We start from the raw sequence: 16,072 nt of genomic DNA, 5'->3' as shown, positions 1-16,072 counted from the left end.
TCATCCCCTCCCTCTCACCATCCCGCCCCCCGACCGTCCCGGCGGCGTTCTCATTTCTCAAAAAAAGCTTGCATTCTACCCCAATATATGGTATCATAATAAACTGTGAAATAAAGAGATGGTCCTCTGTTACGGAATGTATTAAGAACATCAAAGATTTTAAAGGAGGTTCACTAGGATGAACGAAATTATCAAGAATATCGAAGCTGCTCAGTTGAAAGCAACTGTTCCGAGCTTCAATGTAGGAGATACAGTAAGAGTATCTGCTAAAATCAAAGAGGGAAACCGCGAGAGAACTCAGATTTTCGAAGGAACTGTTATCAAGAGACAGAACGGCAGTTCAAGAGAAACTTTCACCGTAAGAAAGAATTCCAACGGTGTAGGCGTAGAGAAGACATGGCCGTTACATTCTCCTGTTGTTGAGAACATTGAAGTAATCAGAAGAGGTAAAGTAAGAAGAGCAAAACTTAACTACTTAAGAGACAGAGTTGGTAAAGCTGCCAAAGTTAAAGAGTTAGTTAAATAATTCTTGGAATGAAAAGGGACAATGTAAATTGTCCCTTTTTTAGCAGACAGGTTATTGCAGTTCATAACGACAGGTTAGGGGAAAAGAATGCATATAGACGAAGAACCCAGCCGCCTGCGGCTGATAGTTAACTGGATTGTCGATATCGTTGTCGTAATATCCATTGCCTGGTTTGTTGTATTCTCGATGGGGACGCAGATTACAGTGACGGGCCAATCCATGGAACCTGTGCTCTCACAGGATGAAATGGTTTTGATGAACCGGCTTTCCGTCAGGTTTGGAAAGATAAAACGGTTCGATATCGTAGTATTTGAAAAGGAAGATAAGAAATTTAATATTAAGAGAGTCGTCGGCCTGCCCGGTGAGACGGTGCAGATTAAGGACGGTTCTCTCTATATTAATGATGTAAAAATAGAGGCGGAGAACGGACTGTCACAGGCTGCGCTTGCAGGTCTTGCGGAGAATCCGGTGGTACTTGCGGAGGATGAATACTTTCTTCTGGGAGACAACCGGGAAAACAGTGAGGACAGCCGCTTTGTCAATGTAGGAAATGTAAAGAAGAGCCAGATTCGAGGAAAGGTCTGGTTCCGGATACGTCCGCTGCGCCGTATCGGGCTGATACGCTCCGGCGCCTGAAAGGAGATTCACAGATGAATATACAATGGTATCCAGGCCATATGACAAAGGCCAAAAGAGCCATGAAGGAAGATATTAAACTGATCGATCTGGTGATCGAGCTGGTGGATGCCAGGGTTCCTCTTGGAAGCAGGAATCCCGATATCGATGAACTGGCAAAGGGAAAAGGCAGAATCATACTTTTGAATAAATCAGATCTGGCGGATGAGAGATATAATGAGAAATGGTCGGCCTGGTTTCAGGCCAAAGGATTCCACGTCATTAAAGTGAATGCAAGATCCGGCATGGGTTTAAAACAAATCCAGCCGCTGGTGCAGGAGGCCTGCCGTGAGAAGATCGAGCGCGACAGAAGAAGGGGAATCTTAAACCGGCCCGTCCGTACGATGGTAGTCGGCATCCCGAATGTGGGGAAATCCACCTTTATCAATTCATTTGCAGGAAAAGCGTGCACAAAGACCGGGAACAAGCCGGGCGTAACGAAGGGCAACCAGTGGATCCGGCTGAACAAGACGCTTGAGCTTTTAGATACCCCGGGAATTCTCTGGCCCCGTTTTGAAGACCAGGATGTGGGGCTGAAACTGGCCTTTATCGGTTCCATCAACGACGAGATCATCGATAAAGAAGAGCTGGCCGCAGAGCTGCTTAAATTCCTGATGAAGTATTACGGCGGCAATCTGAAAGAGCGGTACGGAATAGAGGCGGAAGACCCGTATGAGGCACTCAGACAGGTGGCCAAGGCGCGTTCCTGTCTTTTAAAGGGGAATGAACTGGATACGAAGAAGGCGGCCAACATCCTGCTTGATGACTTCAGAAGCGGGAAACTGGGACGGGTTACGCTTGAATTCCCGCAAAACCAGGAAAAAGAAGAAAATTAAGAAAATAGAGAAACCAGAGACAGGGAACTGAACGATAAGACAGGAGAGATACAAAGGATGAGAAAAATCAGCAGTGAGAAGCTGGAGCAGGAGCTTGCGCGCCTGGAACGGATGAAAGAATATGAGCGCAAATATGAAGGGTATTCCATTGTCTGCGGAATCGACGAAGCAGGCAGGGGACCGCTTGCAGGTCCGGTTGTGGCGGCTGCCGCCGTTTTGCCGAAGGATGCCACCATTCTCTGGCTGAATGACTCCAAGAAGCTCTCCGAGAAACGGCGCGAGGAACTGTTTCAGGAAATTCAGGAAAAAGCGGTGACGTACGGAGTGGGAGTCGTGAGCCCGGCGGTCATTGATGAAATCAATATTCTTCAGGCCACCTATGAGGCGATGAGACAGGCGGTATCCGCCCTTTCCTCCGAGCCGGATATCCTGCTGAACGACGCCGTCATCATTCCTGGAATCGATGAGAAAAAACAGGTTAAGATTATTAAGGGCGACGCCAAAAGCGTTTCCATCGCAGCGGCCAGCATACTGGCTAAAGTGACGAGGGACCGCATGATGGGAGAATATGACAAGCTTTATCCGGAATACGGTTTTGCACAGCATAAGGGATACGGTACAAAGGCGCATATGGACGCCATCCGGGAATTCGGCGTCTGCCCGATCCACCGCAGAAGCTTTTTAACGAAGATGGATTTAAAATAACAGGAACTAAGATTAAGAGGAACTAAGATTAAGAGGAACTAAGATTAACAGGAACTAAGATTAACAGGACCTAAGATTGACGGGACTAAAATGAATGGGTACTAAAAATAACAGAGAGACAGGCAGCCGTCATGAATCACAGGCGGCTGTTTTTCTTACGGAGCGGGGCTATGTAATTCTGGAACGGAATTACCGCTGCCGCACGGGAGAGATTGATCTCATTGCAAAGGATAACGGATACCTTGTATTTATAGAGGTAAAATACAGAAGCTCAGGGTACAGCGGAGATCCGGCGGAGGCAGTGGACATGAAGAAGAGACGAAGAATTGCCGGAGCGGCCCGCTATTACCTTTTGACCCACGGATACGGGGAGGATATTCCCTGCCGTTTTGATGTCGTGGCGATTCTGGGCGATGAGGTGCGCGTGGTTAAGGACGCATTCTGGCTGTCATGACGCTTCTGTTCAGGAGGACTTGAAAGAATGGAATTTATGAAAAAGACAGAGGGTACCATATTGACGCTTAAAGAAAAGGAGGGTGTTCCTTTTCTGTCGTTTCCCATCCTTGAAAAAACGGGGCTTGTTTCCCAGGCTTTTTCCACCAGACTGGGCGGGGTGAGCAAAGGAGATTTTGCAACGATGAACTTCTCCTTTACAAGGGGAGACAACCGGGAAGATGTGCTCGAAAATTACAGGAGGATGGCTGCGGCCCTTGGTGTGGACATGAACCGCATGGTTCTGACCTGGCAGACTCATACGACAAATGTAAGGCGCGTGACGGCGGAGGATGAGGGGAAAGGCGTAGTGAGGGACCGTGATTACCGCGATGTGGACGGCCTGATCACCGATATTCCCGGCATTACTCTGGTTACGTTTTTTGCGGACTGCGTTCCGCTTTATTTTCTGGATCCGGTCCACAGGGCGATTGGCCTGTCACATTCCGGCTGGCGCGGCACGGTAAAACGGATGGGACAGGTGACGGTGGACGCGATGAAAGAGGCGTTCGGCTCACGGCCGGAGGATATCATCGCCTGTGTCGGACCGAGCATCTGTAAGGACTGCTATGAGGTGGGAGCGGAAGTGGCCGAAGAATTTTGCGGCGCTTTTGATGAAACATACCATAATGCAATTTTACTTAAAAAGCCGGACGGAAAATACCAGCTCGATCTTTGGAAGGCCAATGAGATTGTTTTAACGGAGGCAGGAATCAGAAAAGAAAATCTGGCGGTGACCAATATCTGCACTTACTGCAATCCGGATCTGTTATTTTCCCACAGAAGGAGCGCGGAACGGCGCGGCAATCTCTGCGCATTCCTTTCATTAAAAGAAAAGCAGATTCAAAATTATAAATAAAAAGGCAGAAACAGCGAAAAGCACGCTTCGCGAACTTTTCATTGCCACTCAACAAAACCGTTATTATTGTAGGAAATAAACGTCCGATTGGACAGGTGGCAGGAAATTCCATTTGTTCCAAAAGATATCAGAGTATTATTTCATCTGAGAGCCATAATAGGAGTGTAGCATAAATAACAGCCCATGAAACACACAAACAAATGCATGGGCAAAATAAAAACAGATGAAAAGGAGGCGTTTATTATGTCTACTACAAACAACACAAACGTACCAGAAGCAAAGGAAGCAATGAACAGATTTAAAATGGAGGTTGCCAACGAAATTGGTGTGCCGTTAACAAACGGATACAATGGTAACTTAACATCTGCACAGAATGGTTCTGTAGGCGGATATATGGTTAAGAAGATGATCGAAGCACAGGAAAGACAGATGGCAGGTAAATAAATCATTTAACTGACATTAACGGAAAATCCTGAGTTTTTCGGCGAAGGTACAGGGCTGCGGCAGATGTTATGCTGCCATTGCCCTGTATTTTTGCGTGAAATGGCTTTGAATTCGGAAATACTGCTTGTATATAAATGAATTACATACTATAATAGATGAGAAAAAAATTTTCGGGGAAAGAATCCATGCGTGTGATATCGGGAAGCGCCAAGAGGCTGCTTTTGAAAACAATAGAAGGTAAGGATACCAGACCTACCACAGATAGAATTAAAGAGACGCTATTTAACATGATGCAGAATGATATTTATGGCTGCACTTTTTTAGATCTCTTCAGCGGAAGCGGAGCAATCGGCATCGAAGCGCTGAGCCGCGGCGCCGGGCTGGCCGTTATGGTGGAGAATAATAAAAGGGCAATCGAATGTATCAGAGAGAATCTTAAGACTACCCGTCTGGAAGAGAAGGCAATGGTGATGGACTGTGATGTGATAACCGCGCTTAAGCGTCTGGAGGACAGGCAGCTTACGTTTAATATCATTTTTATGGATCCGCCATACAATCAGCTGCTGGAGAAGACTGTGCTTGAATATCTGGCCCATTCAGCTTTGATTGACCGGGATACCCTTATTATTGCGGAAGCATCCAGGGAGACAGAGACGGATTATCTTTCTGAGCTTGGTTTTGAACTTGTACGCGAAAAAGAGTATAAGACAAACAAGCATTTATTCATTACCAAAGGAGAAAACTAAGAATGAAAACAGCCATTTACCCGGGCAGCTTTGACCCGGTGACGCTCGGCCATTTTGATATAATTGAGCGTTCTTCCAAAATTTTTGATAAACTCATCGTCGGGGTTTTGAATAATAGTGCAAAATCTCCGTTGTTTTCTGTCGAAGAACGTGTTAAGATGTTAAGGGACGTAACCTCGCATTTTGGCAATGTGGAGGTGCAGTCTTTTGATGGTCTGCTGATTGATTTTGTACGCGGGAACGATGCGAACGTGATCGTCAGGGGACTCAGGGCTATTACGGATTTTGAGTATGAACTGCAGCTTGCGCAGATGAACAGGGTTATTGCACCCGAGATAGACACACTGTTCCTGACTACCAATCTTAAATATGCATATTTAAGCTCCAGCATGGCGAAGGAAGTGGCCATGTACGGCGGTGATATTTCTTCCTTTCTGGCTCCCGAGATAGCCGAGGAAGTGAGAAAGAAATATGCGGTGCAAAAGTGACAGGGAGCAAATAAGTAAGGAGAAAGACTATGAGCAGAATTGAACAGATCATTACAGAGATTGAAGACTACATCGACAGTTGTAAGTATCAGGCGCTGTCCAATGCAAAGATTCTTGTTAATAAAGAAGAGATTGAGGAGCTGCTTGTGGAGCTCCGCTTAAGGATACCGGAAGAGATTAAGAAGTACCAGAAGATTATCAGCAACCAGGATGCCATTCTCCAGGAAGCACGCTCCCAGGCCGATGCCATGGTGGCGGAGGCAACGGCCCAGACGAATGAACTGGTGAATGAACATGAGATTATGCAGCGCGCCTATTCCGAGGCTAACAGCATCATTGAACAGGCGAATGCCCAGGCCCAGGCAATTGTGGACGGCGCCGTGATTGAGGCGAACAATATCCGCCAGGGTTCCGTACAGTATACGGACGATATGCTGCGCAGCCTTCAGACGATCATCAAGCACTCCATGGAAGGCGCACAGGGCAGATTCGACGCCTATATGAGTTCCATGCAGTCCAGCTTTGACATTGTATCCTCCAACCGCAACGAGCTGGCAGGCAGCGTCGTGAGGGAGCCGGATGACAACGGTGAGGCCGCGGCTACAGAGATGACAGCAGAATAAGAATAAAACATGCGAGACTGGCGTGAACCAGTTTCCAGAGTACATAATGCCGGATGGAGAGTCCGGCATTTTTTATAACCGTATTTGTCTGGGAGACGCCGGAGAGGCCTCCGAAGGCGGCCGAAAACAGGATTACAAGCGCAGCGGGCAGGCCGGACAGCGAGCGTGAGACATTGTCGATTCCCGTCGTCATTTCCACAAAACCGGTCAGGAGCGGTTTGACCGGTTCCGGGATCAGGCCGGAGCCGCAGATAAAACGCGCGAGGATGGAATACAGCATGATATATCCGCCGATTTTGACCATAATTTCCAGGGAAGACATCATAATCTCGTCAAAGGGCTGGGATTTGGCGGGAGGTATATCCGCAGACACCTCCATAGACGTACCCGCAGATGCGCCCGCAGGCAGCAAGGCGGCGCTTCTTCCTTCGGCAAAATAGACAGCGGTCGATTTTTTTTGCCCCCATTTCCTGTCCCTGTAGAAAACCTGTACCAGAAAACCGAGCAGAATAACCGGTATGTAAAGGGAAACCGCGACTGAGAAAAACGGGACGGTACCGTCCAGATGGGAATGGACATATCCGGCTACGAACATCGGGCTGGGACAGCCTGCGATGGCCAGAAGCCGCTTTCCCTCATTTGCCGTGATTTTTCCTTCTCTCAGGAAATCGGCGGTCGTCTTGGCCCCCATCGGGTAGCCGCAGAGAAGCCCTGCCATCAGGGCATAGCTACCGCCGTCCGACAGGTGAAGCAGCCTGAAAAGAGGGGAAAAGGGACGGGTGATGAGAGGCACGCCTCCCCAGGCCACAAGCAGGCTGGAACAAAGCATAAAGGGAAGCAGCGTCGGGAGCACCACGTTAAACCACAGCAGAAGACCGGACTTGGCCCCCTCAAAGGACTGGGCCGGATGCATCAGCAGGAAAATCAGGATCAGGACCGGGATGACCGGCAGGATGGATTTTTTCATAAGAGTCCGAATAGAATGTTTTATATAATATATGTCCGGAAGCGATTCTCTTATGTTCATTATATTTCTCATTCTGTTATCCGTCTTTAACACGACCATGTTTCACTGGCTGGGGCAGAACCCCGGCTTTTACCAGTTGAATGCCTATACCTGGGAGAGCGACGACTTCAGGAGCATGAAGCTGGGAGCGGCCATTGCCGGGCAGAAAAGCCCGGATTACGATCAGATAGCATCCCTGATGCTGGAACATGAATTTGATTTGACAGACTGTAAGGATTTGACGTATCATAACAGCATGGCCCTGATGCAGAAGCCGGCCGCGTATAAGAAACTGGCGGGTGCATATGAGGTAATCCTTACGGATTTAAAATATTTCCCAATCCCGGAGAGCACGAGGGCGGGAACTCCTTTTCCCGTCTATGAGGACAGCTGGAAACAGAAGCGGACCTACGGAGGAGAGAGGGGACATGAGGGCTGTGACATCATGGGCACGGAGCGGGAACGCGGTTTTTACCCCGTTATAAGCATCAGCGACGGCACGGTGGAAAAGATGGGCTGGCTGGAACAGGGAGGCTGGCGTATCGGAATCAGGACGCCGTCGGGCGCTTACATTTACTATGCCCATCTCTACTCCTATGCGGGAGATTTAAAGGTGGGAGATAAGGTGAGGGCGGGAGAGCTGCTCGGCTATATGGGTGATTCCGGCTATGGAAAGCAGGAGAACACGGTGGGTAATTTTGCCGTGCATCTGCACCTGGGAATTTATATCCGAACCGATCATTATGAAGAGATGAGCGTAAACCCGTACTGGATTTTAAAATATCTGGAAAAGAACCGATTAAAATATAATTACTGACAGTGAATAAAGGAGATTGCAAATTGGACTACAGAGAACTTCCGGCTGATTTTCTGGAAAAGATGAGAGGCCTTTTAAAAGACGAATTTGAGGATTATCTGGCCTGTTTTTCGGAGCCTCCCCACTATGGGCTGAGGGTCAACCGGCTTAAATGTCCGCCCGGGGAATTTGCCGCGGCCTGCGGCTGGGATCTTTTGCCGGTTCCCTGGATTGACAACGGTTTCTACTATAATAAGGAGTTAAAGCCGGCCAGGCATCCGTGGTACTATGCCGGCCTTTACTATCTGCAGGAACCGAGCGCCATGACACCGGCGTCGCTTCTGCCGGTCACACCGGGGGACCGCGTCCTGGACCTCTGTGCGGCTCCCGGGGGGAAGAGTACGGAACTGGCCGCGAAGCTGATGGGCCGGGGGCTACTTTTTTCCAACGATATCAGCAATTCCAGGGCGAAGGCACTGCTCAAGAACCTGGAACTGTTTGGAGCCGGGAATATCTGTGTCTCCAGCGAGACGCCGGAGAAGCTTTCGATGCGGTTTGGGGAATTTTTCGACAAGATTCTGATTGACGCCCCCTGTTCCGGCGAGGGAATGTTCCGGCGCGACAGCGATATGGTTAAGAGCTACAGAGAGAAGGGGCCTGATTATTACAGCGAAATCCAGTATGGGATTGTCACGGAGGCCGTTAAGATGCTGCGTCCCGGCGGGATGCTCCTTTACTCAACCTGTACCTTTGATGAGAGGGAAAATGAGGGAACCATCCGGCGCCTGTTGAGCGAACACGGCGATATGCATCCGGTGCCGCTTGAAAAGCGGGAAGGATTTGCGCCGGGCTTTGGGATTCCGGAGTGTGTAAGGCTGTTTCCTCATAAAATCCGCGGGGAAGGCCATTTTATCTCCCTCCTTAAGAAGGATGGGGAAGAGGATTTGCCGGCCGGTGCCGGACGAACGGAAAAAATATCCGCTCCGGGAGGAAAAGGATGGCCGAAAGAGCTGGAACCGGTCCGTGATTTTCTCTATATGACAAAGGCGGACTGGGAACCGGAACGCCTGTATCAGGTCGGCGATACGGTATATTATCTGCCGGAGCCCTTTTCGGGGAAGGGGAAGGCGTATTTAAAGAATGTCCGCTATCTGAGGACAGGCCTTCTGCTGGGAGAACTGAAAAAAGGCCGTTTTGAACCGTCCCAGGCGCTTGCCATGTTCCTGAAGGCAGAGCAGTTTAAGGACAGCTTTCATATGGCCTCGGAGGATGAGCGGGTAATCCGCTATCTGAAGGGAGAGACGGTCCAGCTTACGGAGGATGAGGTCACAGGCGGAAAGGGCTGGTGCCTGGTCTGTGTGGACGGCTGGCCTCTGGGCTTTGCCAAACGCCAGGGCGGCATTCTCAAGAATAAATATTATCCGGGATGGAGGTGGCAGTGATGGCCAGGACAATCAGGCTTGACAAGTTTTTGGCGGAGATGAAAAAAGGAACCAGAAGCCAGGTGAAGGAGGCAATCCGCAAGGGGCGCGTGCTGGTGGACGGCGCAGTCTGCCGGGAATCCGATTATAAATTTGACCCGGCTGCCGTGTCCGTTTGTATGGACGGGGAGGAAGTGGCTTTCTCTTCCGTCGAATATTTTATGCTTAATAAACCCCAGGGCGTCGTATCCGCGACCGAGGACAACCTGCATCCCACCGTTATTTCCCTGATAGGGGATGCGAAGAGGAAGGACCTCTTTCCGGTCGGACGGCTGGACATCGATACGGAGGGCCTTCTGCTGATCACAAATGACGGTAATCTGGCCCACGAACTCCTGTCACCGAAAAAGCATGTGGACAAGGTTTATTTTGCAAAGGTTAAGGGAAAACTGAGGGAAGACGTTACCGAGGCCTTCAAGAACGGGATTACGCTGGCAGACCAAACCACTGTACTTCCGGCAGAACTTCTGATAGAATCTTCTTATGAAGAGGACGGGGAACCGGTCTGTGAGGCCAGGCTCACGATCCATGAGGGAAAGTTTCATCAGGTTAAGAGAATGTTCGAGGCAGCCGGAGGACAGGTTGTCTTTTTGAAACGCCTTTCCATGGGTCCGCTGATGCTGGATCCGTTACTGGAACCGGGAGAGAGCCGTCCGTTGACCGCAGAGGAATTAAAGGCGCTTAGAAAGAGCTGAGCGGCGGAGAATGAACGAAAAGGAGCTGTATACAGATGTTAGAAGGGAAAAAAGCGGCAATATTTGATTTAGATGGGACGCTGGTGGATTCCATGTGGATGTGGAAGGCGATTGACATCGAATTTCTGGGGCGTTTCGGCTACGGCTGCCCCGACGATCTGCAGAGAGCCATCGAGGGGATGAGTTTTTCGGAGACGGCCGCCTATTTTAAGGAGCGCTTTACACTGCCGATGGAACTCGATGAGATTAAGGATATCTGGGTTAAGATGTCCATAGACAAATACCGCCATGAAGTGCCGCTCAAACCGGGTGCAAAGGCGTTTCTGAAGGAACTGCGCGGACGCGGTTTCAAGCTTGGAATCGCCACCAGCAACGGACGGGATATGGTGGATGCGGTGCTTGGCTCTTTAAAGGTGGAGCCGTATTTTGACGTGGTGACGACGGCCTGCGAGGTTGCCGCCGGGAAACCTGCGCCCGACATTTATCTGAAGGTATCGGACACCCTGAAGGTGAATCCCCTGCAGTGCCTTGTATTTGAGGATATTCCGGCCGGAATTCTGGCGGGCAAGAGGGCCGGCATGACGGTCTGCGCGGTGGAGGATGAATTTTCACTCGATTTAACCCAGGAAAAACAGTCCATGGCGGACTATTACATAAAAGACTATGAGGAACTGCTTATGAGGGAAACGTTAAAAACACAGGCAGACAGATAATTGGAGAAAATGTGATGATACATGATTATTTACCGATTTCAAGGGCAGATATGGAAAAACGCGGCTGGGAAGAGTGCGATTTTATCTATGTGACGGGTGACGCCTACGTGGATCACCCGTCCTTTGGCCATGCCATTATCAGCCGTATCCTGGAATCACACGGTTACAGGGTGGGAATTATCGCCCAGCCGGACTGGAAGGACGCAGACAGTGTCCGGATTCTGGGAGAGCCGAGGCTGGGATACATTGTTTCGGCCGGCAATATGGATTCCATGGTGAACCATTATTCCGTTTCCAAGAAAAGACGCGCAAAGGATTCTTATACTCCGGGCGGCGAGATGGGCAAAAGACCCGATTACGCCACGGTTGTCTACTGCAACCTGATACGTTCCATATCCAAGAAACCGATTATCATCGGCGGAATCGAGGCCAGCTTAAGGCGTCTTGCCCACTACGATTACTGGTCGGGGAAAATGAAACGGTCGATACTGCTGGATTCCCAGGCCGATCTGCTTTCCTACGGGATGGGGGAACGCTCCATTGTCGAGATTGCCGATGCGCTTAACAGCGGAATTGATATTAAGGATATTACGTTTATAGACGGAACGGTCTATAAGGCCGATTCACTGGCATCGGTGTACGATGAGGTGTCGCTTCCCTCCTATAAAGAACTGACGGCGGATAAAAAAGAATACGCGAAAAGTTTTTATACACAGTACTGCAATACGGATCCTTTTTCGGGCAAACGTCTGGTGGAGCCATATGGGGAGCGCCTCTTCGTGATCCAGAATCCGGCGTCGAAACCGCTCAGTGAAGAGGAGATGGACGACGTTTATGCCCTGCCTTATATGAGAAATTACCATCCCTCCTATGAGGCGGCGGGGGGAATCCCGGCCATCACTGAGGTCAAGTTCAGCCTGATCAGCAACCGCGGATGTTTCGGCGGCTGCAGTTTCTGCGCCCTGACCTTTCATCAGGGAAGGATTGTACAGACGAGAAGCCATGAATCGATTGTGGAGGAGGCAAAGCTTCTGACACAGGAACCCGACTTTAAGGGATATATCCACGACGTGGGCGGGCCGACGGCCAATTTCAGGCACCCGTCCTGCGAAAAACAGATGAAAGCGGGAGTCTGTCCGAATAAACAGTGCCTGTTTCCACAACCGTGTAAAAATTTAAATGCCGATCACAGCGACTATATTGCGCTGCTTCGGAAACTACGGGAGATACCGAAGGTTAAGAAGGTATTTATCCGCTCGGGCATCCGTTTCGACTATCTGCTGGCGGATCCGGGACATGCCTTTTTAAAGGAGCTGTGCCAGTACCATGTCAGCGGTCAGCTAAAAGTGGCCCCGGAGCATATTTCCGACAACGTGTTAAAGAGAATGGGAAAACCGGAGAACAGCGTATACCGGCAGTTTATGAAGGAGTACGCCAGGATGAATGAGAAGCTGGGGATGAAACAGTTTCTTGTTCCTTATCTGATGTCCTCCCATCCCGGTTCGACGCTTACGGAGGCGGTGGAGCTGGCAGAATATCTGAGGGATCTGGGCTATATGCCGGAGCAGGTGCAGGATTTCTATCCGACGCCGTCCACGCTTTCCACCTGCATGTATTATACAGGATACGATCCGAGGACGATGGAAAAGGTCTATGTGCCGACCAATCCCCATGAGAAGGCAATGCAGAGAGCGCTGATCCAGTACAGGAACCCCAAGAACTATGAACTGGTCGTGGAGGCTCTTAAGGCAGCCGGAAGAACCGATCTCATCGGCTTTGATAAAAAGTGCCTGATCCGGCCGAGACAGACGGGATATCAGAATTACGGCAGGAAAAAAGAAGATGGGAAGCCGGATGGAAGAGCCGACAGAAGGCCGGACGGAAAAGCAGCCAAACCGGTAAAGAAAAAGACCATCAGGAATGTGCATAAAAAATCAGGAAGGTGATACTGAATGAAAATAGCAATAGTAACGGGAGCTTCCTCCGGCATGGGCCGGGAGACTGCGGTGCAGCTGGCGGATCGTTTTGCCGGATTTGGAGAAATCTGGCTGGTTGCCAGAAGAATGGACCGGCTTACGGAACTGGAAAAGCAGCTTCCGGTCCCGGTTAAGAAATTTGCAATTGATCTCACGGATGAGGCCCAGCTTTCCGAACTTTCCGGGGCGCTTAAAAGGGAGCGGCCGGATGTCAAAATTCTGGTGAACGCCTCCGGTTACGGGAAGATAGGCAGCGTCGGAAGCGTTGCATTAAACGAGGAGACGGGGATGGTGCGCTTAAACTGCGAGGCACTCTGTGCCGTCACCCATATGGTTCTGCCTTATATGAGCAAAAACAGCCGCATTATCCAGTATGCGTCCTCGGCGTCCTTCCTGCCGCAGCCCGGCTTTGCCGTCTATGCGGCGACCAAGGCTTTTGTCTTAAGCTACAGCCGTGCCCTCGGTGAAGAGCTTAAAGGCCGCGGCATCTATGTTACGGCTGTATGTCCGGGACCCGTGAAAACCGAGTTTTTCGATATAGCGGAGACTACGGGCCGAATTCCGCTCTACAAGCGCCTGATCATGGCGGATCCGGTGAAAGTGGTGAAGCTGGCGGTGCGCGACAGTCTGATGGGAAAGCCGGTCTCCGTTTACGGGATCGCGATGAAAGGTTTCCGTCTGATGTGCAAGGCCGTCCCGCACAGTCTTATTTTGAAAATTATGTCATGCATTTCACCAAAACAGGTGATGAAACCGGAAGAGGAGAATGAAAGTGAAGAAAAGTAAAAAAGGAGAGTACGGCTACCGTACCAGTTTTAAGAGAAAGCATATTTTCCTGATATCCATTCTGGCCGCATTTATCATCGCGCAGCTTGCCGCCCGCTATTTTACGGACAGCCAGTCGGTTAAGAATATTCTGACCGTCATGGCCGTCGTCACGGTGCTGCCTGCCGCGAACCTGGCTTCACCGCTGGTGGCGATTATCAGGTATAAAACGCCCTCAAAGGAATTTTATGAGAAATATTCCGTATATGAAGAAAAATTCCCGATGCTCTACGACATGGTTCTGACAACAAAGGACTATGTGCTGCCGATGGACGCCGTAGCGGTCCATCCGACCGGCATCTATGCCTACTGCATCAATCCCAAGGTGAATATCCAGGAGGCCGAGAAATCGTTAAATGATATCCTGGTGTCCCAGAGGCTGGATCCGAATATGAAGATCACCAAAGAACTGAGCACGTTTGATAAGAGGCTTAAGAGCCTGAAACCGGCCTCCGAGTACGAAGACGACGGAAGTGTGGAGTACGCTGTAAATACGATGAAGAGCCTGTGCATGTAGGAAACTGCGGCAGGGAATACATAAGCATACAGTTAAAGCAAGAAGAAGCGAAACGGGGAAATAAAGAGGATGCAGGTCGTAAAAATAACAAAAAACGAAGCCGGGCAGAGGCTCGATAAATTGCTTTACAAGTACCTGAATCTGGCGGGGAAAAGTTTTATCTACAAGATGCTGAGAAAGAAAAACATCACCTTAAACGGCAAAAAATGCGATGGATCGGAGAAGCTTTCCGAGGGCGACGAGGTGAAGCTCTTCCTTTCCGACGAGACGATCGGAAAATTTTCCGAAGTAAAGATTCAGAAGGTGAAGAAGACGAAGCTGGACGTGGTCTACGAGGACAATGATATTATCCTGATCAATAAACCGTCCGGCATGCTGTCCCAGAAAGCGAAGGACAGCGACGAATCCCTGGTGGAATATCTGATCGATTACCTTTTGGACAGCGGACAGCTTACCGGGGAGGAGATGCGCCAGTTCCGCCCATCCGTCTGCAACCGGCTGGACCGCAATACCAGCGGCATTGTCATAGCGGGCAAGTCGCTGCCCGGCCTGCAAATCATGTCGAAGGCCATTAAGGAGAGAGCCATCGGGAAATACTACCTCTGTATCGTAAAGGGAAAAGTGGTCGGGACGAAGGAAATTTCCGGTTTCCTGAAAAAAGATGAAAAGACCAACCAGGTGAAGGTTTTAAATCACGAAGAGAAGGACGCGCTGCCCATCAGGACGCTGTACCGTCCTCTTTTAAGTGACGGTAAACATACACTTTTAGAGGTAAAACTGATCACGGGGCGCTCCCACCAGATCAGGGCGCACCTGGCCTCCATCGGCCATCCGATCGCCGGAGATTACAAATACGGAGATCCGAGGCTCAACGCCGCAGTGAAGGAAAAATACGGAGTCAAATCCCAGATGCTCCATGCCTGGAGGCTCGTAATGCCGTCACGGATGGAGGAGCCGCTGTCCGGCTTAAACGGCCGGGAATTCACGGCAAAACCGCCCGCGGAGTTTGACGCGATGACGGCGGAGATGGAGAAAAAGCAATAGCAGGAGAATAACACGAATGGGAACCTGGAATACAAGAGGCCTCCGCGGATCGACGCTGGAGGAGCTCATCAATCATACAAACGACAGTTACCGGGAAAAGCGGCTGGCTCTGATCCAGAAGATACCGACCCCGATCACGCCGGTCAGCATCGACAAGGAAAGCCGCCATATCACAATGGCCTATTTTGACCAGAAGAGCACGGTAGACTATATCGGCGTGGTCCAGGGGGTGCCGGTCTGTTTTGACGCCAAGGAGTGTGCGGTGTCGACATTTCCCTTACAGAACGTCCACGCCCATCAGGTTGCCTTCATGGAAGAATTCGAAGAACAGGGCGGCGTCGCCTTCATCATCCTTTATTTTACCGCAAAAGATGAGATGTACTATGTCCCCTTCCGGGAACTGAACCGGTTCTGGATGAGGATGCAGGAGGGCGGAAGAAAGAGCTTTACATATGACGAGCTGGATAAATCCTGGAAAATCAGGAGTTACCGCGATATCTACGTGCATTATCTGGAACCGCTCCAGAGGGATTTAGAGATGAGAGATGAGGAATGAGAACCCCGCCGTTAGGTCGGGGTTCGGGATGGTGAGAGGGAGGTTGTGAGTCTTCAGTCCCGGTTTGCA

20 protein-coding genes are annotated in these 16,072 nt (G+C 50.1%); 19 read left to right on the top strand and 1 reads right to left on the bottom strand.

Features of this window, described 5'->3' with window-relative positions:
• Positions 1-178: 178 nt before the first annotated feature.
• The 10 genes from rplS (at position 179) to QZT18_RS21480 (ending at position 6,394) form a co-directional block, all read left to right on the top strand.
• On the top strand, positions 179-526 hold the full coding sequence (gene rplS, locus QZT18_RS21525) for a 50S ribosomal protein L19 (RefSeq protein ID WP_125140249.1): 348 nt from the start codon (positions 179-181) through the stop codon (positions 524-526).
• Between the two features lie 87 nt (positions 527-613).
• On the top strand, positions 614-1,162 hold the full coding sequence (gene lepB, locus QZT18_RS21520; protein ID WP_294151369.1) for a signal peptidase I: 549 nt from the start codon (positions 614-616) through the stop codon (positions 1,160-1,162).
• A gap of 14 nt (positions 1,163-1,176) precedes the next feature.
• Positions 1,177-2,037 carry a ribosome biogenesis GTPase YlqF gene (gene ylqF / locus QZT18_RS21515; protein ID WP_294151368.1) on the top strand — a complete coding sequence of 287 codons (861 nt, stop codon included), beginning with the start codon at positions 1,177-1,179 and terminating at the stop codon, positions 2,035-2,037.
• A 57-nt stretch (positions 2,038-2,094) separates the two neighbouring features.
• The gene (locus tag QZT18_RS21510; RefSeq protein ID WP_125140252.1) at positions 2,095-2,742 is read left to right on the top strand and encodes a ribonuclease HII; all 648 of its coding nucleotides are present in this window, start codon (positions 2,095-2,097) and stop codon (positions 2,740-2,742) included.
• A gap of 94 nt (positions 2,743-2,836) precedes the next feature.
• A complete protein-coding gene (locus QZT18_RS21505) occupies positions 2,837-3,196 on the top strand; it encodes a YraN family protein (RefSeq protein ID WP_227030200.1) in 360 nt (119 codons plus the stop codon).
• Between the two features lie 27 nt (positions 3,197-3,223).
• Positions 3,224-4,093 carry a peptidoglycan editing factor PgeF gene (pgeF, locus tag QZT18_RS21500; RefSeq protein WP_294151361.1) on the top strand — a complete coding sequence of 290 codons (870 nt, stop codon included), beginning with the start codon at positions 3,224-3,226 and terminating at the stop codon, positions 4,091-4,093.
• 243 nt (positions 4,094-4,336) lie between these two features.
• On the top strand, positions 4,337-4,537 hold the full coding sequence (locus QZT18_RS21495) for an alpha/beta-type small acid-soluble spore protein (RefSeq protein ID WP_125140255.1): 201 nt from the start codon (positions 4,337-4,339) through the stop codon (positions 4,535-4,537).
• Positions 4,538-4,722: 185 nt separating this feature from the next.
• The gene (gene rsmD / locus QZT18_RS21490) at positions 4,723-5,283 is read left to right on the top strand and encodes a 16S rRNA (guanine(966)-N(2))-methyltransferase RsmD (RefSeq protein WP_366925949.1); all 561 of its coding nucleotides are present in this window, start codon (positions 4,723-4,725) and stop codon (positions 5,281-5,283) included.
• Positions 5,284-5,285: 2 nt separating this feature from the next.
• Positions 5,286-5,771 (top strand): pantetheine-phosphate adenylyltransferase, encoded by a 486-nt coding sequence (gene coaD, locus QZT18_RS21485; protein ID WP_125140257.1) that lies wholly within the window; start codon positions 5,286-5,288, stop codon positions 5,769-5,771.
• Between the two features lie 29 nt (positions 5,772-5,800).
• A complete protein-coding gene (locus QZT18_RS21480; protein WP_294151356.1) occupies positions 5,801-6,394 on the top strand; it encodes a vacuolar family H+-ATPase subunit H in 594 nt (197 codons plus the stop codon).
• Here QZT18_RS21480 and QZT18_RS21475 read toward each other — a convergent pair.
• On the bottom strand, positions 6,372-7,421 hold the full coding sequence (locus QZT18_RS21475; protein WP_366925948.1) for a hypothetical protein: 1,050 nt from the start codon (positions 7,419-7,421) through the stop codon (positions 6,372-6,374). The two genes, QZT18_RS21480 and QZT18_RS21475, sit on opposite strands and share 23 nt — an antisense overlap.
• Here QZT18_RS21475 and QZT18_RS21470 point away from each other — a divergent pair.
• From QZT18_RS21470 to QZT18_RS21430, 9 genes are all read left to right on the top strand, one after another.
• Complete coding sequence (locus QZT18_RS21470; protein WP_294151354.1) at positions 7,414-8,217, top strand: M23 family metallopeptidase; 804 nt, start codon at positions 7,414-7,416, stop codon at positions 8,215-8,217. The two genes, QZT18_RS21475 and QZT18_RS21470, sit on opposite strands and share 8 nt — an antisense overlap.
• A gap of 23 nt (positions 8,218-8,240) precedes the next feature.
• The gene (locus tag QZT18_RS21465; protein WP_294151350.1) at positions 8,241-9,638 is read left to right on the top strand and encodes an RsmB/NOP family class I SAM-dependent RNA methyltransferase; all 1,398 of its coding nucleotides are present in this window, start codon (positions 8,241-8,243) and stop codon (positions 9,636-9,638) included.
• Entirely contained in the window at positions 9,638-10,372 is a 735-nt protein-coding gene (locus QZT18_RS21460; RefSeq protein WP_294151346.1) for a pseudouridine synthase, read from the top strand. Before QZT18_RS21465 ends, QZT18_RS21460 begins: the two co-directional genes overlap by 1 nt.
• A 35-nt stretch (positions 10,373-10,407) precedes the next feature.
• On the top strand, positions 10,408-11,085 hold the full coding sequence (locus QZT18_RS21455) for an HAD family phosphatase (RefSeq protein WP_294151339.1): 678 nt from the start codon (positions 10,408-10,410) through the stop codon (positions 11,083-11,085).
• A gap of 14 nt (positions 11,086-11,099) precedes the next feature.
• Positions 11,100-13,031 (top strand): YgiQ family radical SAM protein, encoded by a 1,932-nt coding sequence (locus QZT18_RS21450; RefSeq protein WP_294151338.1) that lies wholly within the window; start codon positions 11,100-11,102, stop codon positions 13,029-13,031.
• A gap of 6 nt (positions 13,032-13,037) precedes the next feature.
• Entirely contained in the window at positions 13,038-13,847 is an 810-nt protein-coding gene (locus tag QZT18_RS21445; protein WP_294151337.1) for an SDR family oxidoreductase, read from the top strand.
• Positions 13,834-14,403 carry an O-linked GlcNAc transferase-like protein gene (locus QZT18_RS21440; protein ID WP_366925947.1) on the top strand — a complete coding sequence of 190 codons (570 nt, stop codon included), beginning with the start codon at positions 13,834-13,836 and terminating at the stop codon, positions 14,401-14,403. Before QZT18_RS21445 ends, QZT18_RS21440 begins: the two co-directional genes overlap by 14 nt.
• A 69-nt stretch (positions 14,404-14,472) precedes the next feature.
• Positions 14,473-15,447 (top strand): RluA family pseudouridine synthase, encoded by a 975-nt coding sequence (locus QZT18_RS21435; RefSeq protein ID WP_294151335.1) that lies wholly within the window; start codon positions 14,473-14,475, stop codon positions 15,445-15,447.
• Positions 15,448-15,463: 16 nt separating this feature from the next.
• Complete coding sequence (locus QZT18_RS21430; RefSeq protein ID WP_294151334.1) at positions 15,464-16,003, top strand: Holliday junction resolvase RecU; 540 nt, start codon at positions 15,464-15,466, stop codon at positions 16,001-16,003.
• The last annotated feature ends 69 nt before the right edge of the window (positions 16,004-16,072 follow it).

The organism is uncultured Clostridium sp. (assembly GCF_900547735.1).
Lineage (GTDB): Bacteria > Bacillota > Clostridia > Lachnospirales > Lachnospiraceae > Otoolea.
This window is presented reverse-complemented; position numbering and strand designations above follow the sequence as displayed.

Bases quoted from the DNA above. Each gene is read 5' to 3' on its own strand.
- pgeF (WP_294151361.1), top strand. From the start codon at position 3,224: ATGGAATTTATGAAAAAGACAGAGGGTACCATATTGACGCTTAAAGAA.
- QZT18_RS21435 (WP_294151335.1), top strand. From the start codon at position 14,473: ATGCAGGTCGTAAAAATAACAAAAAACGAAGCCGGGCAGAGGCTCGAT.
- rsmD (WP_366925949.1), top strand. From the start codon at position 4,723: ATGCGTGTGATATCGGGAAGCGCCAAGAGGCTGCTTTTGAAAACAATA.
- QZT18_RS21430 (WP_294151334.1), top strand. From the start codon at position 15,464: ATGGGAACCTGGAATACAAGAGGCCTCCGCGGATCGACGCTGGAGGAG.
- QZT18_RS21475 (WP_366925948.1), bottom strand. From the start codon at position 7,421: ATGAACATAAGAGAATCGCTTCCGGACATATATTATATAAAACATTCT.
- coaD (WP_125140257.1), top strand. From the start codon at position 5,286: ATGAAAACAGCCATTTACCCGGGCAGCTTTGACCCGGTGACGCTCGGC.
- QZT18_RS21455 (WP_294151339.1), top strand. From the start codon at position 10,408: ATGTTAGAAGGGAAAAAAGCGGCAATATTTGATTTAGATGGGACGCTG.
- QZT18_RS21450 (WP_294151338.1), top strand. From the start codon at position 11,100: ATGATACATGATTATTTACCGATTTCAAGGGCAGATATGGAAAAACGC.
- rplS (WP_125140249.1), top strand. From the start codon at position 179: ATGAACGAAATTATCAAGAATATCGAAGCTGCTCAGTTGAAAGCAACT.
- QZT18_RS21470 (WP_294151354.1), top strand. From the start codon at position 7,414: ATGTTCATTATATTTCTCATTCTGTTATCCGTCTTTAACACGACCATG.
- QZT18_RS21445 (WP_294151337.1), top strand. From the start codon at position 13,038: ATGAAAATAGCAATAGTAACGGGAGCTTCCTCCGGCATGGGCCGGGAG.
- QZT18_RS21495 (WP_125140255.1), top strand. From the start codon at position 4,337: ATGTCTACTACAAACAACACAAACGTACCAGAAGCAAAGGAAGCAATG.
- QZT18_RS21505 (WP_227030200.1), top strand. From the start codon at position 2,837: ATGGGTACTAAAAATAACAGAGAGACAGGCAGCCGTCATGAATCACAG.
- QZT18_RS21480 (WP_294151356.1), top strand. From the start codon at position 5,801: ATGAGCAGAATTGAACAGATCATTACAGAGATTGAAGACTACATCGAC.
- ylqF (WP_294151368.1), top strand. From the start codon at position 1,177: ATGAATATACAATGGTATCCAGGCCATATGACAAAGGCCAAAAGAGCC.
- QZT18_RS21460 (WP_294151346.1), top strand. From the start codon at position 9,638: ATGGCCAGGACAATCAGGCTTGACAAGTTTTTGGCGGAGATGAAAAAA.
- QZT18_RS21510 (WP_125140252.1), top strand. From the start codon at position 2,095: ATGAGAAAAATCAGCAGTGAGAAGCTGGAGCAGGAGCTTGCGCGCCTG.
- lepB (WP_294151369.1), top strand. From the start codon at position 614: ATGCATATAGACGAAGAACCCAGCCGCCTGCGGCTGATAGTTAACTGG.